Below are 24,497 nucleotides of genomic sequence, written 5' to 3' on the forward strand. Positions count from 1 at the left end.
CAGCAGCACTGCCGATATTCATAACGATCTTCTGTGCGTTAACGCCTAACTGAGTAGTTACAACGTTAAGCTGTTTAGCAAGGTTGATATCTACGGCAGATTCTGCACCTACGATCTGATCGTAAGCAAGTCCTGCTGCAGCACCGATTGCTTTGTAGTTTTCTTCTTTTTCAGAAAGGATCAATACATTTCTTCCCTGAAGAGCTTCAGCTACTTTCGGAAGAAGTTCAGCGTCTTTTTCTACGTTCTTGCATCCTTCTACTACTAATGGTGCATCAATGGAATCTGCAACGTCTTTTACAACTGCAATAAGTTCATCAACAGATTTGTTTACACCGTTCGGATCTCCGCCTTCAAGGATAAGCGCTACAAAATCAGCACCTTCCATAGCTGCTGCTTTTTTAGCCATTTCTCCGATTGTGGAAGCTCCGTCGTAGTATGCTTTGATACCTTCGGATACAACATTCTCAAGACCCATATCAGAAATCTCCACACCGATCTTAGGTGTGTTTTCTGATGGTGCATCAAAAGAATAAAATGGATAAGTAGAGTCTCCGCCGATTGTTACAGTCTTATCTCCGCTGCCAATGGTGACTGTATTAATCTTTGCATTGAATTTCTGAAGTTTCTGATTAAACGGCATTTTTTTGGCCTCCTTAAAAAAATTACTGTGTGTATGTATCTTTTCGCAGACTTACACACTATGTCATGTGTAGTATACAACATTATCCTGCCCGTTGACAAGTACAGTCTGTCATATTTTGTTAAAAAAACAACAATTTCACAGCTTTCCTTTATTTTCCATAACAAAGTGAAAAAAATTCGGCAAATTGCCATATCTGAACTTTGCTGATTCTTCATACACTCCGCATATATTTTTTATCAGCAAATCATTATGGCAACCACATTCCGTCCTTACGAAACAGAACGATTGTACTTTCACACGATCACATTCTGTATGTCCTTGAAATATAATATACTATGGTTTTTATCTATACGCTTTTGAGCGTTTAAACCCGGAGGCTTATTAAAAGCCTCCGCATGACTCACATAATACCTCCGGGAAAACCACCATCTTTACATCATCGGATCAAGGGCTAATGCCGGATGGCCTTTTTCTGTAAGGAATCCAACCAGTATTTCCGGATCAGTAGCGATTGTTTCATCACCGATCATATCTGTAAAGTTTTCAATTCCGTAGAGTTCTTTTGCTGTGTTGTTAAGACGCTCAGCAACAAACTCTTTCAGTTCTTTTGGCATCCATACGATACGTTCAATACCGCCTTCTGCCTTCATGAACTTCTTGGAGCTGATGAAATGTTTACCATGTCCCATGAAACCAGGTGTCTGAACACCACCACCTGTCATGGATGCCATTTCTGAGAATGTCATTCCAAGAGGTGTCATGCCTGCATACTCACGGTTAGCGATAACAACACCATTGGAGAATGGCTCGATACCGCAGATACACTCGAAACATCCGCATGATGTCATAGGATCCTGCATGATAGAGTACAGTGTAACGTGCTCTAATGCACCCTGGGATAATTTCTTAACAGCTTCATCTACATCTTCATAAGAACCAAGGTTCTCATCAATAGGTCTTTCTTTTGTAATTACCTGGCAAGGTCCGTTTGGATCCAGCTCGTGGGTAGCTTTTGCATCCAGCCATGAAACGGCACCGCAAAGTCCAAGTCTCTCAGGTGTAACAACACATACGTGAGACGGGGAGAATGCCTGGCAGAGGATACAGCTGTAATATACATCTACAGATTCGTCTGTCAGAGTATTCAGACGGTCATCACGTTTCTCGAAGATCGGGATGGCAACTTCATGACGGATTCTTGTACACTCAGCAGGATCTGTATAAATAGTAACTTCACATTTATCAACAACTGCGTCAAATTCATTCTTAACCTGTGTATAGAGAACTTCACCGATATGTTTGATCTTGAAGCCTGCAGCAAATGCATCTTTGCTGATACGGATTCTCTGCATATCTCTCTGTCCTGTATGGTATACACCTTCGATACAGTTGATGTAGTTATGGAACTTACGCTCGATAACAGGTTCAAAGTCAGGCTGCATGTTTTTACCTGCAACTTTAACAACATATGCAATACTGTTCTTGCTGCCAAGTTCCATGTCGTCTACTTCCGGACCAACAACTGTAATCTTATGGTCTTCTACTTCACTTGCATCACATGTATGTACAAGCTCTGCACAGTCTACACGGGAACCATCGAATTCAACCTGCATGTCTTTACGACGGATAATCTCACCTTCGAATGCAGATGCGAAAGCAACCGGGATATCGATGTTTGTAATTTTAATCTTGATGTCACGTGCTTCCAGAGAAGTTGCATTCCATTTGGAGATGTCTTTCTGACAGATCAGGCTCTTCGGTACTCTTGCAACATCTTCCTGGTTTGTGATAACCGGGAATCCAAGAGCGATAGCGCCTGCACCACAAGCTACGATCACATCATTTAACGGTGCAAATGCATTAACAAATGCAGGTACACGTTTCATTGTGTATTCCATCAGAGTTGCAGCATCACCTGGTTTTACGTTACCGAAGATAAGAGCTGCACGAAGTGCTACAGATACTACATGGATAACTGCTGTAACGTCTTTTCCAAGCGGGATAACACGTACGTTAGCACCTGTCTTGTATCCAACTTCCTCTAACTGGTCAATAACGTCACCAACCAGAGTGATCAGGATACCCTGAGACTGATAGGATTTAACAAGGTCTGCTGCTTCCTGAGCGGAAGGAGCTTTTCCAAGGATAACTGCTACACCAGGGATATCGCCTGTTACAAGCGGTACACCAAGTTCACGGATCACTGCATCTGCAAGATGTCCGTAGCAAGGAGCTTCATATGGTGTAGCTCCGTCAATATATTTCAGAACTTCGATAAATTCTGCGCAGAGAGCTGTAGCAACACCTGACATAAATACATCATTTGTTCTCTTCTCTCTTGTCATAAGAGTTTTTACTACTGCAAGAGCATCTTTTAACTCTGCAAGAGTTCCAACCTTTGTTCCTGTTACTGCATAGTAGCATGGTAAAGAATATGCTGTATCAGGGAAGCTGACTGCTTTGTCAGCGCCGTATTTTTCAATTGCCTGGTTGATGGCACCCTCTGTAAGTCCATAAACCGCGTCATTTCCCGCAAAAACACTTTCAAATAAAGTCACTTTGTTTACCTCCTAAATATATGAGATTATTGACGATCTATCTTTTCTTTTATCTTAATGATCTCATCAGTAACTGTTTTGCTGAAGTCATAAGGGGATTTTCCCTGTCTGTCCGCATCAATTACTTCTGTGTTGTAATGGATCATTCCTAAAAGATCTTCCTGTGGAATCCGTTCTCTGATAAAGTTTTCGTCATCCTCGTTGCGTACTTTGTTTGCAACAACCTTTACCTGAGCTACTCCCAGATCCTTTGCCAGACGTTTTACATTCTTGTATGTCTGAACACTTCTTGCACCCGGTTCGATCACTACGATAAATGCGTCTACTCCTTCTGTGGTTCCTCTGCCGAGATGTTCCAGGCCGGCTTCCATATCAAGAATTACCACATCTTCTCTTCTCAGTACCAGATTATTAATAATACGTTTCAGCATTACATGCTCCGGACATACACATCCGCCACCGCCTGTCTCGACAGTTCCCAGGACAAGGAGACGCACGCCATTACAGACCTTACCATATTTCTCCGGGATATCGTCTACTTTCGGATTCAGATGATAGAACTGATTTCCCGCAGTCGCACCTGTACGTTCTTCCACAAGCTTACGCATTTTGGAAATTGGTACAATAGAATCCAGTGTTTCTTCATCAAAGCCTAATGCAAGACCAAGATTCGCATCCGGATCCACATCTGCTGCAAGTACCGGTCTTCCCTCTGCTGCATACAACCTGGCCAGCGTTGCTGCAAAAGTAGTTTTGCCTACGCCGCCTTTTCCTGTAACTGCTATTTTCATTTTACGTCATCCACCTTTTATTACATTTTTAAGATCACAGCAGATTAGATTCCTAATGCTGTTCTCTTCTCTTCGATTCTTTCGATCATCAGATCAACTAATTTCTCAATATCTGTTTCTACTGTATAAGCAGCTCCTGTCCATTTTCTTGTTCCCTCTGTAAGAAGCTCTCCCATTTCTGAAGAACCGGAAACATATGGATCAACACCAAGGAATGTATCAATACCGGTACCTACTACATAGTTACCGATGGATACAGCTTTTTCAGACATCCACTCAGGAGCACATCCAACTACAGGAAGCTGATTGATCTGAAGACCTGCATCTTTTGCAAGTTCAGCAGCAAGGATCATCATACGGGAAATATCTACGCATGATCCCATGTGGAGTACCGGTGGGATATCAGCCAGTTCACAGACACGTTTCAGACCTGCACCGCAGAGATCTTTTGCAGATTTGTCCATAAGACCTGCTTTTGCAGCTGCCTGTGCAGAACATCCGGAAGCAATGACAACGATATCATTGGCGATACATTTCTTCATCAGTTCAATATGTGCATAGTCAGGACGGATCTTAGGATTGTTACATCCAACCATAGCAACAGCACCACGGATAACACCGGAAGTGATGCACTCAAGTAATGGTTTTGTTGTTCCTGTCTCATCAACCTGAGAGTTTGTAACACCGTCAAGAACCTTAACGATTGCTTCTACGGAATAACCAACTGTAGCTTTCTGTTTCAGCTGTGGGATATGCACAAGTTCAGGTTTTCTGTTCTTGAAGTTGTCAATAGCCATCTTGACGATTGCTTTTGCATTCTCTCCTGCTGTCTCAGCATTGAATCTGATAAACTCAGCATCAGGCATCTGAGCGATCGGAGAAGTTGTGATAAATTTAGTATGGAAGCATTTGCTTAAAGGTCCTAATGCAGGGAAGATACACTGAACATCTACTACGATCGCTTCGCAGGCACCTGTCAGTACTACATTCTCCTGCTGCAGGAAGTTACCGGCCATCGGAACACCGCGACGCATAGCTACTTCGTTTGAAGTACAGCATACACCGGAAACAGTGATTCCTTTTGCTCCTACAGATTTTGCATAATCGATCATTTCTTTGCTGTCTGCATATTCACAGATCATCTCGGAAAGACTCGGATCATGTCCGTGTACAACGATGTTTACATTCTCTTCAACCATTACACCAAGGTTAGCTTCAGTGTCAATTGGCTTCGGAGTTCCGAATAAAACATCAGAGAACTCTGTTCCCATCATGGAACCGCCCCATCCATCAGCCATACCGCAGCGGATAGACTGTTTTACAAGAGCTTCCGGAAGAGAAGAACATCCCATATGAGCCATATGTAAAGAAGTGGAAACCTCACGGTCGATCGCACGTGGTGCAATTTCATTTTCAATCAGTTTCTCTTTCTGTCCTGCAGGCATTCTGTCAAGGAATCTCTGATATCCAAATGGTTTACCATATTCCATCAATCCTGTCTCAGCCATTTCATGAGCCAGATCATAGATATCTTTTCCTTCTGTCTCTACGCCCCATTCTTTTGCGATACGGATCAGTTTCTCAGGATCTTTTACCTGATAGTTTCCGCCGTCTTTTGCACAATATAATGTGTGGCAGATTTCACGACCGTGATCAGAGTGAGTAGCTGCACCAGCTGCTGTAAATTTCAGGAAGTTTCTTCCTACGATACCATGGACGTCACATCCACAGATACCTCTTGGCGCTTTAGGGGTAATACGACATGGTCCCATAGCACAGATACGACAGCAGACACCCTGCTCACCGAATTTACAATGTGGAGTCTGGTTTTTTACACGGAACTGCCATGCGTCAGCTCCAACCTTTGCACCTGTCTCCAAAAGTCTGGCAGTAGCCTCTTCAAACTCTTCCACTGTAGTTAATTTGAATTCACTCATTATAGACCTCCTTTAATTCTGGTTTGTGTATTCCTTTAAGATACACATTTTTATTTTATTAATAATCCCACAGGCAGGAAATCCCGGTTATCTATATCTGAAGAATTGGCTCCGTTAAAGATAACTGTGATAACACATCCCATCCCCTCCCATGGGTTATTTAACTTAAAAAATAAAGATGTAAACTTGTATTTATCTCTGCATATATAGATTTCCTATGCGCACAAACATCCCTCATCGGATTCTCATCCGACAAGGGGTGTATCTTATAATTTTAAATTATCAACGATTGCACGAAGTGCAGTCTTGACAGGGTTGTCTTCCGGAAGTGTGCTTGTAGGACGTCCTTCACAGTCATATTCATAAACTGTTTCATCCTGTGGAACAACACCAAGAAGTGTCAGTCCCTGATTTGCAATCTCTTCCTGAATTCCCTTATTCAATTCTCCTTTCGGAGCTCGGTTAATGATCAGACCAACTGTATCAGGATGCATATCACATTCTTTAATGAGTTCTGCAATCCTTCCTACTGCCTGTACGCCTCTTCTGGAGCAGTCGCTGACCAGAATGGCAGTCTGCATGCTCGGAAGAACACCTCTGCTGATATGTTCCATTCCGGCTTCATTATCTACAACAATATACGGATAATTATTCTGGTATTTTGCAAGCTGAGTCTGAAGAAGACCATTAACATAACAGTAACAGCCTTTTCCCTGAGTTCTGCCCATGACAAGAAGATCAAAATCATCATCTTCTACAAGCGCATCTTCAAAACGCATTTCTGCGTAATCAGCCTTAGACATTCCGGTAGGAATTGGATTCTCTTTTGCAAGCTCTGCACGTGCAATTTCTTCACGCACATCGCCAAGAGTTGTCTCTACCTTTACGCCAAGAACCTCATTGAGGTTTGAGTTTGCATCAGCATCTACTGCAAGAATCGGCCCTTTACCCTTTTCACACAGGTACTGGATCAGCATTCCGCATAATGTTGTTTTTCCCACGCCGCCTTTTCCTGCGACAGCAATTACGTGTGCCATAAAACCAGGTGCCTCCTAAATCTGTCTTAGTATTCTTTCTATAAATAAAAATGATGTTAAGGTCAAAAGGTGTTTTGTCCCTATCTTAATATCAGTCACATTTCAGTTTCACAATACTGTTGGCAAGGTCAACCATTAAAATAGTTCCCTCGACCACTCTCTCATCTCCCATAATATCACGGAGAATCAATTTATTCCCATCCACATCTATACGGGAAACATTTTTAAAAATAACAGAATCGTCACTTTCTTTATATACAGTTGCCAGACACATGTGATGTCGCCTCCTATTTCATCTCTTCTTTAACAAGTGTTAAGGCAAGTCCAAGTCTCATATTGCCTTTCTGAAAATCTGCAACAGCTTCCTTAATAGTCTTACATGCTGCATCCATTCCCATCTTGGCAAGGTTATCAGCCATCTGATCCAGTTCCTGAGCATGATGCTCATTGTGCTGAAGCATATATGTCAGAAGAGCCAGTGTCTCATTCTTACAGTCACCTTCACTGCAGGATCCGCAATGAGCAGTATCACAGGCATGATCTGCATGAGAATGTCCATGATCATGACCTTCGCCATGAGTATGCTCATGAGTATGAGTCATACCATCTTCATGGGTATGTTCATGGGTGTGTCCATGCCCATGCTGGACAAGATTCCCATTTTCATCTTTGATTAAATGCATGGTTAAATGCTCCCTTCTATTGAAAAATACACTGAATTTATAAAATTCAGTCTTTTTTTATGACAATAAATTATCAATTTACTGATATTATACATCTTTTTTTTCGTTTCCGCAAGCTATTTAGCATAAATAATCACTAAAAAAATTTTGAAATATATGCTTTGAAATAGCTTTTTTCACAAGAACTGTTAATACTTTAACCCTTATGTTATATTGTTAACAATGTATTCTTGCAAAAACTTAATAATTTTTATGTACTTCTGACACATTTTTATGTTATACTTGGACAAGATTATCGGGCAAAGCAACTTGCCCAAAGTGTATATAGGAATTGGAGGAATTGTTTTGGATAATACTGTTTTTCTGAATACAAACAGAGAGATGCCTTTACTCGGACTGGGAGTATACAAAGCCACCGGGGAAAATGAGGCCGAAAATGCTATTATTTCTGCTGTTGAATCAGGATACCGTCTGATTGATACAGCCTCCGTATATAAGAACGAAGAGAATGTAGGACGGGGAATCGCTAGCTGTGGAATACCGCGAAATGAACTTTTTATTACTACAAAAGTATGGAATACCGCACAGCGTCTGGGAGACATTCAGGGTGCTTTTGAAAGAAGCCTGGACCGGCTCAAACTGGATTATGTGGATTTGTATCTGATCCACTGGCCGGTTCCGGGATGTTATCTCAGCACCTGGAAAGTACTGGAGGAAATCCAGAAATCCGGGCGGGCTCTTTCTATTGGTGTCAGTAATTTTGAAATCCGTCATCTGGAAGAACTGGAAGCCAATTCCGGAATCATACCTGCTGTAAATCAGATTGAATGCCATCCTCTCTGCTATCCGAAAGAGCTGATTGATTATTGCCAGAATAAAGGAATTCAGGTACAGGCATATGCCCCACTTGCCAGAGGCGCATATCTTGATAACGATGTAATGTGTGTACTTGGAACCAAATACGCTCATACTCCCGCTCAGATCGGTCTGCGCTGGGCTACTCAGAAAGGAATTTCCGTAATTCCCAAATCCGTACATCCTGACCGCATCAGAAGCAATGGCAATATTTTTGATTTCACAATCGAACAGGAAGACATGGATCTGATCGATACTCTGAATGAGAATTTTCACAGTTCACATATTCCCGAAGATTTAAGGGACATTGCATTCTGATAAAGAATAGTTAAAAAATATTTTATCATTCAAATGTAAAAAGCAGATGTATTTATATAACATCTGCTTTTGCATATTTATCATCTCTGTCTATAGAATTTTCCGTAAATGATGCATTCGAAAGTTTTTCGTAACCATTCAGCAGTCAGCTATCCCGCGAGGTACTGAACAGTTACAGTTTTTCTATAACATCTCAGTCATAGCAATTCCATAAATTACTGCAAACAATCCAGTCCATCAGAGCGTGAAGTCCTGCGTCAGATATCTTTGCCGTGCGTCAGCACGCCTGCAGGTATCTTCCTTGTCCTTCGCGCTCTGCTGAACTGTCTTGATTGCATTATTTTATGGAATTGCTATGGTTTACTGTCCGTCTTCCCATGGAAGCATCGGCGTCTCCACTTTCTTATCTCTTACCATAAGGTCGATCACCGCTTCCGCTGCACTTTTTCCTTCGAACAGGACTTTGTTTATTTCTGTGATGATCGGCATTTCCACATCATATTTCTCAGCCAGTTCTTTTGCTGCTTTTGCGGAATAGACGCCTTCCACGATCATTTTCACTTCAGCCATTGCCTGCTCCATGGTATATCCTTTTCCCATCAGATATCCGGCTTTCCGGTTACGACTGTGGACACTGGCACAGGTAACGATCAGATCTCCGATTCCGGACAGACCATAAAAGGTTTCCATACGTGCCCCCATTTTAACACCCAGACGTGAAATTTCTGCAATTCCTCTTGTGATCAGGGCTGCTTTGGTATTATCGCCGTATCCCAGACCATCTGCGGTTCCGGCCGCCAGTGCGATCACATTCTTTAACGCTGCGCCAAGCTCCACTCCCAGCATATCCGGCGTGGTATAAACTCTGAAAACAGGGCTCATAAAGATTCCCTGCAGATATTCTGCTGTCTCTCTCTGGTGAGAACTTACCACACAAGTAGTCGGAAGTCCTTTTCCAACCTCTTCTGCATGGCTTGGACCGGAAAGCACAGACACATTTGCCTGTGGAAGTTCCTGTTCAATGATCTCGCTTAAAGTAAGAAGAGTTTTTTCCTCCACACCTTTGGCAACATTTACAATTTTCTGTCCGTTTTTTACAAAAGGCGCCATACGCTTGCAGGTACTTCTGGTATAAGGCGAAGGAACTGCCAGAATTGCCACATCTGTATCCCGCAGGCTTCTCTCAAGATCTATTGTGATATCAATCGGTTCAGGAATCTTTACTCCCGGAAGTTTGCTCACGTGTTCCCGCTTTTCTCTTAATGTTGTTATCTCCTCCCCAAGCGCCGACCAGAGAATCACCTCGTGTCCATTATTGTAAAGAAGGATAGACAGGGCAGTTCCCCAGCTTCCCGCACCAAGCACACTTATCTTTGCCATATAAATACCTCTTTTTATTTATTTTTTTTTGCTTAAATAAATTTTACTTTCTGTCCCGTCAAGAAGCCGTTTTATGTTCTTTTTATGTCTGTAAAATGCCAGTACTGTCAAGAGTCCCATAACAATATAAAGCTCGATCATATGATAAGAATCCATATGATAAGAACCCATCTGTCCAAATACGATCATACTGATAAATGCAGCCAGATATGCACTTACCGAACACAGAGAAACATAGTGTGTCAGGAAAAACAGTCCGAAAAATACAATTGCACAGATCACAAAAATCCGCCAGTCAAAAGCAATCACAAGTCCTACAGATGCAGCTACGCCCTTCCCGCCCTTAAAATTAAGATAAAACGGAAAATTATGCCCCAGAATACACCCAGCTGCTGCATAAAGGCTCAGCAGCGGCAGAATATCTCCATAAGAATTTCCGAATATTGCCCTTACGATCAGGATGGCCGCAATACACTTCAGACAGTCACACAACAGATTCAATGCCCCGGCCTTTTTGCCAAGTGTACGCAGTACATTTGTAGAACCCAGATTTCCGCTTCCCTGTTTGCGGATATCAATATGATAAATTTTTCCTAAAATGTATGCAGTCTGAAAAAGTCCGCATGCATATCCAATTGCAATACAAATCAGGCGTTCCATGATTATTCTTTTTCACCTCGTTCACGAATAATGAATTTCAGTGATGTTCCCGCAAATCCAAAGGCATCCCTGATCTTGTTCTCCAGATATCTGGTATAAGAGAAATGCATCAGTTCTTTGTCATTTACAAAGATAACAAATGTAGGCGGTTTGACAGCCACCTGTGTCATATAGTAAATCTTCAGACGTTTTCCCTTGTCAGACGGAGGCTGCTGCATTGCCACTGCCTCAGAAAGGATTTCATTCAGGACACCTGTCTGGATTCGCAGTGTCTGGTTTTCGATAACCGCATCGATTGTTTCAAACATTCTGGAAATCCTGAGTCCTGTTTTTGCAGAAATAAATACCAGCTCCGCATATGGCATATATGCCAGAACCTCGCGGATTCTGTTTGTGTGCTTATAAATAGTCTTATCATTCTTTTCAATGGCATCCCATTTATTTACTGCAATGATAACACCCTTTCCTCTTTCGTGGGCAATCCCTGCGATCTTGGCATCCTGTTCTGTAACACCCTCTGATGCATCGATCATTACAATGACAATATCTGCACGTTCTACTGCAGTCACTGTACGGATCACACTGTATCTCTCAATCTCCTCTTTAACTTTTCCCTTACGGCGAAGTCCGGCAGTATCAATAAAGATATAATCCTTTCCCTGCCATTTTACTCTGGTATCTACCGCATCTCTTGTAGTTCCGGCAATATCAGAAACAATCACACGGTCTTCTCCCAGAAGTTTGTTTACCAGTGACGATTTTCCTACGTTTGGTTTTCCCACAATGGCAATTCTCGGGATTTCATCATCTTCTTCTGTATCTGCATCCTCAGGGAAATGTTTTGCCACTTCATCCAGCATATCACCCAGCCCCATACGGTTTGCCGCAGAAATCGGAATCGGTTCACCGATACCAAGGTTATAGAACTCATAAACATCCATCATAAATTTCTGGATACTGTCTACCTTATTCACAACAAGGACAACCGGTTTGCCGCTGCGTCGGAGCATATCTGCCACCTTCGCATCGGAATCCACCAGTCCCTGATGAACGTCTGTGATAAAGATGATAACATCTGCCGTATCAATGGCAATCTGTGCCTGCTCTCTCATCTGAGAAAGGATGATGTCACTGCTGTCCGGCTCAATACCGCCTGTATCGATCATGGTAAATGTCTTGTCCAGCCATGTCACATCTGCATAAATTCTGTCTCTTGTAACGCCGGGTGTATCTTTTACAATAGAAATCTTCTCACCTGCCAGCGCATTAAACAATGTGGATTTACCTACATTAGGCCTGCCCACTATCGCTACTACCGGTTTGCTCATATATCTGTCTCCTTCTTATCTTTTTATGGTCTGGTGCTTCGATCAGACAGTTTACCAGGTCAGCACCCGGTTCATCTACCACTACAACTTCCGTCTTAAGAGCCTGTCTGACATCTTCCACCGTCAGGTCATCCAGAAAAACATCCTCGCCGCTTCTGAGCATATTGCATGGGATCAGTACTTTTTCTCCCAGTTCTCTCTGCGCAAGCTGATCCATAAGATCAGTAGCTGTGATCAGACCGGAAACTGTGATCTTCTCTCCAAAGAAATTATTCTTTACTGCATATACTTCAGCCTGGACATTCGGAAATTTTTCCTGTACCAGTTTTATCATTTTACCTATATAAGGCGCTGCCAGCCGTCCTGTTGCAACAGTGGCATTTACCTCTCTGTCATCGCCTTCAAGCTGCTCAAGTCTCTCTTTTACCTCTGTTTCAAGCAGACGCATCATACCAACGCCATTCTCCAGCTGAAGGTATCCGTCATATCGCCCCTCCTCAGGAAGTTCATATCCTGCAAGAATATACCATTCATCCGAAGCATGTACAAAATGAATACCGTGCTTCTTCACCATGATCTTCTGCCACCGCTCTACCTGACTGATCAGATACTTTGCATCCTCTTTATCAAAAGATTCCAGTGGATACAGACCTTTTCGATACCTGGAAAGGCCTACAGGTACGATTGAAACGCTCTGCAGTACAGGCGCATATTCCGACAATTTCTCCAGACTGTATTCCAGTTCATCCCTGTCATTAATCCCCTTGCAGAGCACAATCTGCCCGTTCATGGTCACATCACCTTTATAAAGCCTGTCAACTTTTGCAAGGGCATCTCCGGCAAATCGATTATGGAGCATTTTACAGCGAAGCTTGGGATTCATAGTCTGAAACGATACATTGATCGGGGAAAGATGAAACTTGATAATACGATCCAGATCATAGTCACTCATATTGGTAAGGGTAACATAGTTTCCCTGCAGGAATGACAGTCTGGAATCGTCATCTTTAAAATATAAAGTTTCTCTCATACCGGGCGGCATCTGGTCTATAAAGCAGAAAATACAGTGATTGGAACAGGAGCGGTACTCATCCATAAGACTGTTCTCAAACTCCACGCCAAGATCATCTTCATATTCCTTTTCTACTTCCAGTTCCCATTCCTCGCCATTCTTCTTTCGGATAAGGAGCGTAACAAATTCGTCATTCATCAGATAACGATAATCAAACACATCCTCTACCGGCTGGCCGTTAATGGAAAGCAGCGCATCTCCCGGTTCCAGTTCCAGTTCTTCTCCGATACTGTCCGGAAGAACTCTGGATATTATGTGTAAATTTTTTTTCATGAATTTTACTCCATTGGAATGTAACCGGAAATTGTGTGTGGGATAAACTTTTCCGGCACATTTTGTTTCTCGATCATTCAGGAGCCGCTGATTTATTTACTGTGCAGGCACAATAACTTTCTGACATTTACTCCTGATATCATATGACGGTAATTCCGGACAAAATATATCTGTGCCCAGAATCCACTATCTTTTATATCATAACAATTGTAAAAGAAAAAATCAATAAATTCCTTGACGTATTTTAGGGCAAATGTTATATATTATATTGAAATCTATTTTTTGAGTATAAAATCACTACTTAGGAGGAGTATTATGCCAAACATAGAATTGTTGGAAAAATCCATGCCGGTTGCACCTATCCGTATTGCAGCTCTTGGATGCAGAGAACTTGCAGAAGAAGTTGACAGAAAACTTGTTAAATTCCGTAAAGAGCTGGTTGAACGCAAACAGCTCAGTGTTATTCCTCAGGGATACAGCGAAGAATCATTTATTGTAGAATGTGAATGCCCCCGTTTCGGAACCGGTGAAGGTAAAGGTTATATTAAAGAATCTGTTCGTGGCACTGACCTTTATATTATGGTTGATGTGACCAATTACAGTGAATCTTATACTGTATGCGGACACGAGAACCATATGTCTCCTGACAACCATTTCCAGGATCTTAAACGAATTATTTCCGCTGCAACAGGCAAGGCACACCGTATCAATGTAATTATGCCGTTCCTTTATGAAGGCCGCCAGCACAGACGTACTAAAAGAGAATCTCTGGACTGTGCACTGGCACTGAAGGAATTAAGCGATATGGGAGTTTCCAATATCATTACCTTTGACGCCCATGATCCACGTGTCCAGAACTCTATTCCACTGAATGGTTTTGATAACTTTTTCCCTACTTATCAGTTTTTAAAAGCTCTGATCAAGAGTGTGCCGGATCTTCGTGTTGACAATGACCATCTGATGATCATCAGCCCTGATGAAGGTGCCATGTCAAGAGCTGTATATTTCTCCAATATCCTTGGAATAGATATGGGTATGTTCTACAAACGTCGTGATTACTCTACAATCGTCAATGGAAAGAATCCTATTGTTGCACATGAATTCCTCGGAGATTCCGTAGAAGGCAAAGATGTTGTAGTTATCGATGACATGATTTCCTCCGGCGGAAGTATGCTGGATGTTGCCAAACAGTTAAAGGAACGCAACGCAAAGAGAGTATTTGTATGCACTACCTACGGTCTGTTCACAGACGGTCTGGATAAATTTGATGAATATTACGAAAAAGGCTGGCTTGACAGAGTGATCACAACCAACCTGAATTACCGCATTCCGGAACTTCTCGAAAGACCATATTATGTAGAAGCAAATATGAGCAAATATCTTGCGAGCATCATTGATATCATCAATCATGATGTTTCCGTTGAGAAGGTTCGTTCCAGCAACGAAAAGATTATGTCTCTTATGGAAAAAGTAAATTCCAGATAGTTTTTCCGGCAGATGAATACGAAAAGGGGAGCTGTTAACCAGCTCCCCCCTTTTTCGTATTGTACAGTTAATCTGCAAATTCAGGATTACTCACTTCGCACTGTTGTGCTTATAACAATTTCAGGTTTTATGAACGTATGCCAAGAAAAGCCCCAAGATTTCCCCTTTTTCCATGGGAAGCCCTGTGAGAAAAGAGAAACTCAGGATTACAGCAGGTACAGAGATTTGGCATGGAAATGTTTTCTTCCGGGATTCCCGCTTCCAGAAAAATAATCTTGTTTGCCATCCACAGATTTAACTGATATTTTCCGTTTTCTTTTCTGTAAAACAGCTTGTTCCGGTATTTCTTATCAAAAACCTTTTCAAATTCTTCAATCACATCTTCGCTGACTTCATAACACTCCTGACAGATAGACGGTCCGATGGCCACTTTCAGATCTTTCGGATTACTTCCATACTCTTCAGACATCTTTTCTATGGTAACTGCACCGATTTTCTGAACCGTACCTCTCCATCCCGAATGAGACAGTCCGATCGCGTGATTCGCCGGATCAGCAAAATACAGTGGAACGCAATCCGCATAAAAGGTTGCGAGAACCAGCCCCGGAACATTTGTGATCATTCCATCTGTATCTGTATAATCACGCGGGATCACAATTCCCTTTCCGCGGTCTTTCTCTGTTACTTTCCGCACATTGTTGGTATGAGTCTGATCAGATGTAACGATGCTGTTCATATCAAATCCCATAGCATCAGAAATCCTTCTGTAATTTTCTTTCACGCAGGACTCCTCATCACCTCTTGTAAAACTCAGGTTCATAGAACTGTAGATTCCTCTGCTCACTCCGCCAAAGCGGGTGCTGAATCCATGAACAAGCCAGTTCATTTCTTCATATGCGGGATATGTAAGAAATGTAACATCTTTATTGTTTTTTACATTCATCTTTGGAATCTGTTCACTGTTCCATTTTATCTTCATATTTCATTATTCCCTTCCTGCTGTATGGCAGATTATTCATCAAAGCAGTTTCTATAATTATTAGAGGATTGCAATATATTCAAACGCATTCTTAACCCAGTGTATTTCATCCCCGTCAATTCCTGCCACATCGAAACGGCATGGGATATCCACATTGTGATATTCCACTGTAAGAAAATACCTTGCCACCTTACATATGGTTTTCTGTTTAGCAGGATTTACTGCCGCCAGCGAATAACCGGAACTATTGTCTTTCCTGTATTTTACCTCAACAAAAACAAGATATTCTCCATCTCTGGCAATCAGATCGATTTCTCCAAATCTGCATCTGTAATTATATCTCAGAATAAATAATCCCTGCTGTTTCAGATAATCAGCAGCTTTTCGTTCGTAACAGCTTCCGGTAGACCGGGTATTTTTATGCAAATTCTTCCATCCATTTCTTTTTATATTATATGTAGGCATCTTTTGTTGTTACTGTGCATCACCCAGTGTATTGCTGTGTACTGAAGGATAGTAACCTTTTGCGACTGTTTATATGAAATGTGTAATAAAGGTCTTTCTGTGGATCGGGGTTTCTCCGTATTTTTTCAGTGCCGCAATATGATCGGCAGAACCATATCCCTTATTTGATGCAAAACCATATTCCGGGAATATTTTATCATATTCTTCCATCATTCTGTCCCTTGTCACTTTTGCAACAATACTTGCTGCTGCAATGGAAACACTCTTTGCATCTCCCTTAATAATGGGAACCTGCGGAATGGTGATCTGAGGAATCGTGACCGCATCATTGAGAAGAAGCTGAGGAACCACTTCCAGTTTACTTACCGCCTCCCGCATTGCCTCATAAGTAGCCTGAAGGATATTGATCTCATCAATACGCCCCGGGCTGCGCATACCGATTCCTACTGAAACTGCTTCCCTCATGATCACATCATACAGTTCTTCTCTTTTGGAAGCACTGAGTTTCTTGGAATCGTTCAGGTAAAGAATCCGGCTGTCCTGCGGCAGGATTACCGCACATGCCACAACCGGACCTGCAAGAGGACCTCTTCCCACTTCATCAATTCCGCATAAATAACCAAGATGTTCATATTTATGCTCATATACCTTCATATTTTCAATTCGCTGCTTCTCCGCTTCCAGAGCTGCTTCCTTTTTGCGGCACTGTGCGATCAGCTTTTGCACACCACTTCTGGTATCTTCTTTATAAATTTCATATAAAGCCGGGTAGCTGCTCATATCTGCTGCAGCAAACTCGGCTTTAATCTCAGCTATTGTTTTCATAATGACGCCCACTCCAATGTGATCCGCCCCATTTTTCCGGAACGGAAATCATCAAACAGTATCAGCGAAGCTTTGGCATAGTCCAGCTCTTCCTGCCTTTTCAGACACCCTCTGGCTCTGGCAATCGCCTCCAGAACTTCCACAGAAGTTCCCTCTTCTGTGATCTGATATCTCTCTGCCATAATCCCTTTATAATTTTCGCGCAGATAATCAATCAGCCAGAGTGCCAGTTCCTCCATATTCAAAATGTCATCCTTGATAGAACCTACACATGCCAGACGGATTCCCACCTGCTGGTCTTCAAATTTCGGCCACAAAATACCAGGAGTGTCCAAAAGTTCTACTCCTTTATTCAGACGGATCCACTGTTTTCCTTTCGTAACTCCCGGCTTGTTTCCGGTCTTTGCACAGGCCCGTCCTGCAAAGGTATTGATAAATGTAGATTTTCCTACATTCGGGATTCCCACTACCATAGCGCGGATCGGACGGTTTTTAATACCGCGGCGTCTGTCTCTTTCTATCTTTTCCTTACATGCTTCCTGGATCACATTATTGATTGCTTTCATTCCGGAACCATTTCTGGAATCTACTTTTACAACATAAAATCCCTTTGCCTGAAAATAAGTTTTCCAGGCTTCATTCTGGCGCTCGTCAGCCAGATCTGATTTATTAAGAAGAATCAGTCTGGATTTATTTTTTCCCAGTTCATCGATATCCGGGTTTCTGCTCGAGAGAGGTACGCGGGCATCCACAAGTTCAATGATCAGATCGATCAGCTTAATGTCCTCCTGCATCTGTCTCTTTGCCTTGGTCATATGACCAGGGTACCACTGTACGTTCATATACACCTAACCTTTCAAAAATCCAAATTTATCTTTCGGGGAAATGACAAACCATACCTTTCCCACAATATATTTCTTATTGATATTTCCGATATCACCATACCGGCTGTCCTCACTGTTATTTCTGTTATCGCCAAGTACAAAATACTCACCGCTTTCCAGAGACACTCCGTCGGATGCCAATCCCGCATTACTGATTTCAGGAAAATTCTTATTTTCATTATATACTTCTCCGTTGATCAATACTGCTCCGTTGGATATCTGTACAGTCTCACCGGGCAGACCGATCACGCGGCCGATATGCAGAGCCGCATCATCACTTCCACTGGTTTTATATACAATGATGTCTCCCCGTTCAGGTGAGGATACTTTATAAACAGCCCTGTTTACAAAAAAGCGTTCTCCAACCTGCAGTGTGGGCTCCATGGTACTCTCCTGTACAGTCACTGATTGAAACAGCGCAATTCCCGCCAGAATGCCAAAAATGAGCACTACCGCTATCTGAAATATCCAGTTAAGGATTCCCCGGACTTTTTTATCTTCAAGTTTTATTTCCAGCATATCTCTGGTCTCTTTCAGTGCCGGACTATCTTTCCATTTTCTGATATTCATCCAAATCTCCTGACAGATGGAAAAAGAGGGACAATACACAAGTTATTGTCCCTTCTTCTGCTAATTCATGAAATTATTTAACAAGCTCTTTAACCTTAGCTGCTTTACCTACACGATCTCTTAAGTAGTTCAGTTTCGCACGACGTACTTTACCACGACGGATAACTTCTACTTTTACTACATGTGGGGAATGAAGCGGCCATGTTGTTCTCAACGCCTACTCCGTTAGAGCTCTTTCTTACAGTAAATGTAGCTCTGTTGCTTCCGCCCTGTTTCTTGAGAACTGTTCCTTCAAAAACCTGAACACGTTCACGGTTTCCTTCTTTGATCAGTGCGTGTACTCTTACAGTATCACCTGTGTTGAATGCCGGTACTTCAGCTTTTAACTGAGCTGCTTCGATGTTTTTGATAATTTCGTTCATTGTATTTTTCTCCTATTCTTATATGGATGTTCTTAATACATATCCTGTAACAGAGGACCATCTTTTTTCACAACAGTTGTGATTATACTATATAGCCTGATGTATTGCAATACTTTTTGCAAATTTTTTACCAGCAGATTACTTCACATCCTGTTTCCGTAACCAGAACAGTTACTTCCCACTGGGCTGAAGGAAGTCCGTCCTCTGTACGAACTGTCCACTCGTCAATCTCATCCGTATAAATTTCATCGCTTCCCATATTTACCATCGGCTCTATGGTAAACATCATACCCGGAACCATCAGGACACCTGTATTCTCTTCAGAAACAAAGCTTACCCATGGATCTTCATGGAACTCAACTCCCACACCATGTCCACCGATTTCTCTGACTACAGAATATCCGTTTTCTACTGCATGTTTATGAACTGCACTTCCCATATTTCCAATCGGAGTCCATGGTTTCACCTGAGAAATACCAATCTCAACACATTCTTTTGTGACCTTGACAAGTTTTTCTTTCTCCGGACTCACTTTACCGATGCAGAACATTCTGGACGAGTCAGAATAATAACCATTATATATTGTAGATACATCAACATTGATAATATCTCCCTCTTTCAGAATCTGCTCTTCATCCGGGATTCCATGGCATACCACTTCATTTACAGAAGTACACACGCTCTTTGGAAATCCTTCGTAATTTAACGGTGCCGGGATTCCCCCATGCCGTACAGTCTCTTCATGTACCCATCTGTCAATCTCTTCAGTGGATACACCTGGTTTAATATGCTCTTCCACATAATCAAGAACTGCGATATTGATTTTGCAGCTTTCTTTTATTTTCGCGATCTGTTCGGGTGTTTTGATCAGATCATGATCGATCACTGCATATCCTTTCTGCTTCATTATTTCCATTTTTTCATCAAATGCCTCATGGCATTTTTTATATTTTTTTCCGCTTCCACACCAGCATGGATCGTTTCTTCCAATTTTCAAAGACATGATAATTCCTCTTTCTTTTTTCTTATGTAGGGTACAGCGCATCATCACCATTACAGGAAACTGTGTACTGTTTTATCATACCACATTTTCTCTCAAAAATGTGAACTGTTATTGGTAAAATTACTCGTTATCTTTCGTGAATTGTAAGATAAAGCATCTGCATCAAAGCATTTTTCAAACACACTCCGGAATTGAAAAATCCGGCAGTTTAATTGCTGCCGGATTTTTCAGAGTCAGAAGTCTTATCTGTATTCATAATCTGATTAAGTTCATTTATCATCTCATCATCTTTCAGACGAAACTTTACTTCCACTCGTCTGGATGCATCCTTATCTACATTCCCATCGGAATCCAGAACCGGATTGGCTGAACCATGACCATTTACGGTCAGATAATTCTGAAGTTCTGAAATCTCATCAGAACTCAGGAAGTTCTCCCTGATTTCCGTCAGATACTGTGCAACTGCGAGAGAACGTTTCTGAGAAAGCTCCAGATTGTAATCATAGTCTCCGTCTGTGTCTGTATAACCGTCAATGATGATCTCAGCCAGATACTTCTTATAATCTTTCTGAAGAAGCACCTTACAGTAAATCGGAAGGATATCTGCAAGTTCCTGTTTGCCCTCATCTGTCAGTTCTGACTTATCATAGTCAAATAATACATTTGCATTGAGGGTAAGAGCACCTGTCTGAGCATCAATATCAACACTTACATTGTTTTTGGAAAACTCCTTCTGCAATGCTTCAATAACATCTGCCTTGACACCGATGATATTATCAATTTTCTTCTGCTGTGTGGCAAGAAGAGATGTTTTTTCATCAAGGCTGGCCTGCTGTTCCTTTAACTGTGCTGCCAGTTCTTGCAAGAAGCTTTTTCTGCTTGTCAAGCTGTTCATCCTGGGAACTCAGCTTGCTGTTTTTCTCGTCCAGCTCACTCTGCTGTGCCAGAATTTCCGCTGTATACTGCTCCTGAAGAGCTATCTTGTCATCTCTCTCCTTAATACTCTCATTATAACTTTTCTGAGCCTGAAAAAGAGTCACACACATGATCAGTATAAAAAGGAGCAGCACACCGGCCATCATATCAGAATAAGACCGCCAGACATTAAATCCGCCCTCTTCTGATTTCTTTCTTTTGCGCATATTTCTCTCCTTTTCTTATTTGAATAAGCTGAATTTACCTTTCTGGTTTTTGGAAATATTCTTCATATTTTTGTTCATCTCCTCCAGAAGTGCTTCCTGACGCTCGCTCTGTTCCTCCAGAAGTTCGCGTACTTCCTCCACAGATTCTTTCTGTGCCGCACTCTGAGCTGATTTTCCGCCTGAGAGATAAATATTGTTATCTTCTTTCTGAACAGAAATATCTGCAAAGAGTCTGCGTACCTCTTCCATTGTCTCGTAAGTCATCTTCTGATAAGATACAAAGTCTTTCATCTTTACATCCAACTGTTCTACCAGTTTACGGTTAGCCTCAAGCACATCTTTTCCTGCCTGATTTGCAGCAGAAACCTTTTCCATTCCCTGCGCGGCAGCTTCCACATATTTCTGCATTGTCTGATTGCAGGCAACCCAGAATTTGGCAGAAGATTTCTCGGATTCATGCAGATAATCCGCAATGCGCTGATAATCCTGCTGCTGAAGCTTCTGGATTTCCTGATTATCCTGTGTGATTCTTGTTGCCGTAGACATATAACGGCCCTGAACCTGTCCCAGCTCATTTACAAGGTCTTTCATAGCTTCGCTCTGTTTTGCATATGAGGTATTCAGCTGATTACTCATCGTCTGATAGAGCCTTGTAGTATAATCAATATTTTCTTTCTGCGCTTCCTTCAGCTGTACAAGAGCTTCATTGAAATCTGTGAACTGCATTTTAAATGAACCGTTCATCTCCCGCAAAAAAGTACGCAGGATATCCTGAACCACATCCTCCTGACATTTTGTTACAGATTCTGTCAGAATCTCCAGAGATTCTGTCATCTTCTGGAAAGTAGGATTGATTGCTTTCTCAAAACTCTCTGCCATCTGTGAGGTAAGCTGCTCTGCCATCTGTTTCATGGCTTTTGTCTGAACCTTCTGACTTGCAAGCATCAGGTTTCTTGACTCGCTCTCAGCCGCCGGAAGTACATAAAGATGAAATCTCTCCAGAAACCCCTGAAGCTTCGCATCCATTCCGGAATAAACGCTTTTCATTCCGGAACTGTAGATCAGTGCAAATGCAATTCCATAGATAGAAGTAAGGAATGCTACTTTGATACCATCTACCAGGGCAGATACAGAGGTAGTCATTGTCTCATAGCTGGATGGCTCAAAACTCTTAAGCCCCCATACCAGACCAATAAAAGTACCAAGAATACCAAGGCTGGTAAAAATATCCGGTGCCATTTCCAGAATCTTCTTATGTACATGAAGATCAATCTCGTCCTCATTTATGTAATCTTCAACATCTCCGATTCCTTCCTGGTTTTTCTCCATGGCATCTACAAAGCTGTCCATTCTGTCATCCAGATATTTATGTTCAAACATCCCCTTCAGGCAGGAAAGATCTTCGCTTTTGGCTTTTCCGGGTATTTTGAATATACTGGAAAGCTCCTGCGTTCCTCTTGCAAGAGCCTCTCCAATGCTGTCTACCCGAAACATACCGCCAAACAGTCCGGCCAGATAGATCACAGCCATAACAGCGAGGAATGCAAAGTTATAAATCATCGTGCCTGATGAACCATTCCCGGTCAGCAGCGTCATGGCAACACATCCGCCAAGCACCACCAGAAAAAGAACCGTATTCATAATTTTTTTGCCCATAATACACCTCCTGTGATTATTTGCAGATTCTGCACAAAATTACAGACAATTTCCTTTTTCGTATATCATATCACAACGTCATATCTGTCACAAGTAAAAATATAGTTACTGTTCACAGTAACATAGCCAAAATTCATTCCAGATCGCCTGCGGCAATGGAATTTTGGCTTGTATGTCTCGGGATAGTGGTGTGTAAACAATAACAAAATATATTAAAAGTCCGGCAGAAAAGCTGTACTCAAAGCACAGTTTTCCACCGGATTATTTTACAGAATTGTTATATTTCAGAATAAACTTTATCTTCTTCCAGAAATCTGGCTTTTCCATCTTTTACTTCAAGCAGATTGATACTGCAGTTTGGAGGCACACATCCATGCCAGAAATGTTCCGGATCCTGATAGACATTCTGAAGCAGTGCACGAACTGCACATCCATGAGAAGAAACAAGAATTGTTTTGTCTGCCAGAGCAGGATCTGTCGTTTTCTCCACCCAGAATTCTCTGGTGCGTTTCAGGATATCAGAAATGTTTTCGCCGTTTTGAGGACGTTCAAATTTCTGTGGCTCTTCAAAGAAAATTTCCATTTCATGGCTGATGATCTTCCCTTGTTCATCCTTAAACCGGCTTCCTTCAAGAACTCCGAAATCAATTTCCTGGATTCTTTTATCCTCAATAACAGGAATCTGCCTGTTTCCCAGCACATAATGTGCTGTCTGTCTCGCTCTTGCCAGAGGACTGGTAAAACAGATATCAAACGGAACATCTTTTAATGCTTCTCCTGTTCTTTTCGCCAGTTCAATTCCTTCCGGTGCAAGGGGAATATCCATTGCCCCCTGCACTTTTTTCAGTTTATTCCACTGAGTTATCCCATGTCTTAATACATAAATCAGCATTAACTTCTCAACTCGATTCCAAGATCTGTCAGGCCATTCAGGATTTTCTTCATTGCAGCTGTAATCTCGCTCTCTTCCAGAGTCTTGTCATGGTGACGGAATACCAGAGAATAGGCCATGGATTTATATCCTCCTTTAATCTGGTTTCCTTCATAAATGTCAAATAACTGATAACTCTCCAGGATCTTTCCGCCTCTCTGAGTCAGAATATGTTCAATCTGTCCTGCAAGAACGGTTTTCGGAACGACCATACTTAAATCGCGGGTTACTGCAGGATATTTTGCAATTCCTGTGTATTTATGGTTGAAACTTGCAAATTCAAGAACCGTAAGGATATCAATCACTGCCACATAAGCCTTATCACCGATTCCATAAGTATCTGCAACCAGAGGATGAACCTCTCCCAGATAGCCCACAACCTTACCATCATAAACCATATTTGCCTGTCTTCCGGGATGAAGGTAAGTTTTTCCGCTGTTTGGATCATAATCTACTTTATCTCTCATTCCTACTTTCCCAAAGAACTCTTCACATACACCTTTCATGTCAAAGAAATCGCCGTTTCCATACATACCAAGTGTAAAGTGCATACGCTCATCCGGAAGTTCTGTAAGAGGAAGTGCTTTCGGACGATAT

At 41.9% G+C, this 24,497-nt stretch carries 24 protein-coding genes and 1 pseudogene; 2 read left to right on the forward strand and 23 right to left on the reverse strand.

Going from position 1 to position 24,497, the window contains the following annotated elements:
- From AC075L_RS15165 to AC075L_RS15195, 7 genes are all read right to left on the reverse strand, one after another.
- The coding region (locus tag AC075L_RS15165) for an acetyl-CoA decarbonylase/synthase complex subunit delta (protein WP_476387871.1) at window positions 1–643 on the reverse strand (643 nt) is incomplete at its 3' end.
- A 434-nt stretch (window positions 644–1,077) separates the two neighbouring features.
- On the reverse strand, window positions 1,078–3,204 hold the full coding sequence (gene acsB / locus AC075L_RS15170) for an acetyl-CoA decarbonylase/synthase complex subunit alpha/beta (protein WP_476387872.1): 2,127 nt from the start codon (window positions 3,202–3,204) through the stop codon (window positions 1,078–1,080).
- A gap of 26 nt (window positions 3,205–3,230) precedes the next feature.
- Window positions 3,231–3,995, reverse strand: a complete 765-nt coding sequence (locus AC075L_RS15175; protein WP_026648191.1) for an ATP-binding protein — start codon at window positions 3,993–3,995, stop codon at window positions 3,231–3,233.
- A gap of 44 nt (window positions 3,996–4,039) precedes the next feature.
- Window positions 4,040–5,932 (reverse strand): anaerobic carbon-monoxide dehydrogenase catalytic subunit, encoded by a 1,893-nt coding sequence (gene cooS, locus AC075L_RS15180; protein WP_270434737.1) that lies wholly within the window; start codon window positions 5,930–5,932, stop codon window positions 4,040–4,042.
- 266 nt (window positions 5,933–6,198) lie between these two features.
- On the reverse strand, window positions 6,199–6,969 hold the full coding sequence (locus tag AC075L_RS15185) for an ATP-binding protein (RefSeq protein ID WP_008703890.1): 771 nt from the start codon (window positions 6,967–6,969) through the stop codon (window positions 6,199–6,201).
- 91 nt (window positions 6,970–7,060) lie between these two features.
- Window positions 7,061–7,243 (reverse strand): CooT family nickel-binding protein, encoded by a 183-nt coding sequence (locus AC075L_RS15190; protein ID WP_008703891.1) that lies wholly within the window; start codon window positions 7,241–7,243, stop codon window positions 7,061–7,063.
- Between the two features lie 13 nt (window positions 7,244–7,256).
- Window positions 7,257–7,652 (reverse strand): DUF8180 domain-containing protein, encoded by a 396-nt coding sequence (locus tag AC075L_RS15195; protein WP_022380761.1) that lies wholly within the window; start codon window positions 7,650–7,652, stop codon window positions 7,257–7,259.
- Window positions 7,653–7,997: 345 nt separating this feature from the next.
- On the opposite strand from AC075L_RS15195, the gene AC075L_RS15200 reads away from it, so the two are divergent.
- Window positions 7,998–8,825: an aldo/keto reductase gene (locus AC075L_RS15200; RefSeq protein WP_096788350.1), complete on the forward strand. Its 828-nt coding sequence runs from the start codon at window positions 7,998–8,000 to the stop codon at window positions 8,823–8,825.
- A 360-nt stretch (window positions 8,826–9,185) separates the two neighbouring features.
- On the opposite strand, the gene AC075L_RS15205 is transcribed toward AC075L_RS15200, so the two are convergent.
- The 4 genes from AC075L_RS15205 to AC075L_RS15220 are packed head-to-tail and all read right to left on the reverse strand — an operon-like array spanning window position 9,186 to window position 13,538.
- Entirely contained in the window at window positions 9,186–10,205 is a 1,020-nt protein-coding gene (locus AC075L_RS15205; RefSeq protein WP_118572219.1) for an NAD(P)H-dependent glycerol-3-phosphate dehydrogenase, read from the reverse strand.
- Between the two features lie 18 nt (window positions 10,206–10,223).
- A complete protein-coding gene (gene plsY, locus AC075L_RS15210) occupies window positions 10,224–10,865 on the reverse strand; it encodes a glycerol-3-phosphate 1-O-acyltransferase PlsY (RefSeq protein ID WP_370865288.1) in 642 nt (213 codons plus the stop codon).
- Window positions 10,866–10,867: 2 nt separating this feature from the next.
- Window positions 10,868–12,193, reverse strand: coding sequence for a ribosome biogenesis GTPase Der (gene der, locus AC075L_RS15215; protein ID WP_025577071.1), 1,326 nt, complete (start codon window positions 12,191–12,193; stop codon window positions 10,868–10,870).
- Entirely contained in the window at window positions 12,156–13,538 is a 1,383-nt protein-coding gene (locus AC075L_RS15220) for a DUF512 domain-containing protein (RefSeq protein ID WP_476387873.1), read from the reverse strand. Before AC075L_RS15220 ends, der begins: the two co-directional genes overlap by 38 nt.
- A gap of 315 nt (window positions 13,539–13,853) precedes the next feature.
- Between AC075L_RS15220 and AC075L_RS15225 the strand changes: the two genes are divergently transcribed.
- Entirely contained in the window at window positions 13,854–15,023 is a 1,170-nt protein-coding gene (locus AC075L_RS15225; protein WP_476387874.1) for a ribose-phosphate pyrophosphokinase, read from the forward strand.
- Window positions 15,024–15,150: 127 nt separating this feature from the next.
- On the opposite strand, the gene pgeF is transcribed toward AC075L_RS15225, so the two are convergent.
- From pgeF to AC075L_RS15285, 12 genes and pseudogenes are all read right to left on the reverse strand, one after another.
- Window positions 15,151–16,002, reverse strand: coding sequence for a peptidoglycan editing factor PgeF (gene pgeF / locus AC075L_RS15230; protein ID WP_008703902.1), 852 nt, complete (start codon window positions 16,000–16,002; stop codon window positions 15,151–15,153).
- A gap of 60 nt (window positions 16,003–16,062) precedes the next feature.
- Window positions 16,063–16,428, reverse strand: coding sequence for a YraN family protein (locus AC075L_RS15235; RefSeq protein ID WP_008703904.1), 366 nt, complete (start codon window positions 16,426–16,428; stop codon window positions 16,063–16,065).
- 108 nt (window positions 16,429–16,536) lie between these two features.
- Window positions 16,537–17,292, reverse strand: a complete 756-nt coding sequence (locus tag AC075L_RS15240) for a ribonuclease HII (RefSeq protein WP_118587741.1) — start codon at window positions 17,290–17,292, stop codon at window positions 16,537–16,539.
- Window positions 17,289–18,134, reverse strand: coding sequence for a ribosome biogenesis GTPase YlqF (gene ylqF / locus AC075L_RS15245; RefSeq protein ID WP_118587743.1), 846 nt, complete (start codon window positions 18,132–18,134; stop codon window positions 17,289–17,291). Before ylqF ends, AC075L_RS15240 begins: the two co-directional genes overlap by 4 nt.
- Before the next feature lie 6 nt (window positions 18,135–18,140).
- Window positions 18,141–18,746: a signal peptidase I gene (gene lepB / locus AC075L_RS15250; protein ID WP_008703909.1), complete on the reverse strand. Its 606-nt coding sequence runs from the start codon at window positions 18,744–18,746 to the stop codon at window positions 18,141–18,143.
- Window positions 18,747–18,819: 73 nt separating this feature from the next.
- Window positions 18,820–19,168 (reverse strand): annotated as a pseudogene (gene rplS, locus AC075L_RS15255) (50S ribosomal protein L19).
- Window positions 19,169–19,295: 127 nt separating this feature from the next.
- Window positions 19,296–20,171 carry a methionyl aminopeptidase gene (locus tag AC075L_RS15260; RefSeq protein ID WP_008703912.1) on the reverse strand — a complete coding sequence of 292 codons (876 nt, stop codon included), beginning with the start codon at window positions 20,169–20,171 and terminating at the stop codon, window positions 19,296–19,298.
- Between the two features lie 208 nt (window positions 20,172–20,379).
- Window positions 20,380–21,057: an OmpA family protein gene (locus AC075L_RS15265; RefSeq protein ID WP_476387875.1), complete on the reverse strand. Its 678-nt coding sequence runs from the start codon at window positions 21,055–21,057 to the stop codon at window positions 20,380–20,382.
- The gene (locus AC075L_RS15270) at window positions 20,990–21,313 is read right to left on the reverse strand and encodes a hypothetical protein (RefSeq protein ID WP_476387876.1); all 324 of its coding nucleotides are present in this window, start codon (window positions 21,311–21,313) and stop codon (window positions 20,990–20,992) included. Before AC075L_RS15270 ends, AC075L_RS15265 begins: the two co-directional genes overlap by 68 nt.
- 15 nt (window positions 21,314–21,328) lie before the next feature.
- Window positions 21,329–22,969, reverse strand: a complete 1,641-nt coding sequence (locus AC075L_RS15275) for a MotA/TolQ/ExbB proton channel family protein (protein WP_476387877.1) — start codon at window positions 22,967–22,969, stop codon at window positions 21,329–21,331.
- Between the two features lie 277 nt (window positions 22,970–23,246).
- Entirely contained in the window at window positions 23,247–23,861 is a 615-nt protein-coding gene (locus AC075L_RS15280) for a histidine phosphatase family protein (RefSeq protein ID WP_022379995.1), read from the reverse strand.
- A partial coding sequence (locus AC075L_RS15285; protein ID WP_476387878.1) for a phenylalanine--tRNA ligase subunit beta-related protein occupies window positions 23,861–24,497 on the reverse strand: 637 nt, incomplete at its 5' end. The genes AC075L_RS15285 and AC075L_RS15280, both read right to left, overlap by 1 nt.

Source organism: Blautia sp. ZXY-1-B12, assembly GCF_056339915.1.